This window comes from Shewanella sp. 1180_01 (genome assembly GCF_052850535.1).
Map to the genome: position 1 here is coordinate 1 of NZ_VXCT01000200.1, position 381 is coordinate 381.

1 protein-coding gene is annotated in these 381 nt (G+C 36.7%); it reads right to left on the reverse strand.

Going from position 1 to position 381, the window contains the following annotated elements; all coding sequences use genetic code 11:
* Positions 1-21: 21 nt before the first annotated feature.
* Positions 22-381 (reverse strand): tyrosine-type recombinase/integrase (locus FW758_RS24855; protein WP_446446854.1); only part of this gene is annotated, 360 nt, incomplete at its 5' end.

The window sequence follows — 381 nt, forward strand, 5'->3', positions numbered from 1 at the left end:
CTAATGTAAGCAGCTCTATAGTTACCCTTGAGCGGTTGTGAACCGTTCAAAAATAGAATTTATCTTTTGGGATGCGCTATCTCGTTCTACTTTGTTTGGAGATTTATTCCATTTAAGATAGTGTTTCTCTGTTGTTAAGACGCTTGCATGGCCGAGTTGTTTTGAAATGTACGTTTGATTAGCACCTTCATTACATGCTAAGGATGTAAAAGTGTGTCGGCAATGGTTTGGTTTTGTCTTGCTGACGTTGATAACCTTCAGAAAATGATAAAAATCCTTTCTAAATTTCTGTTCGTTTTGATAGCTTGTTTGTGTATCCATGCATAGCAAGACGAATCGGACATTTTCTTGTTTGATTTGTTTATAATCCGCACCAAGAGT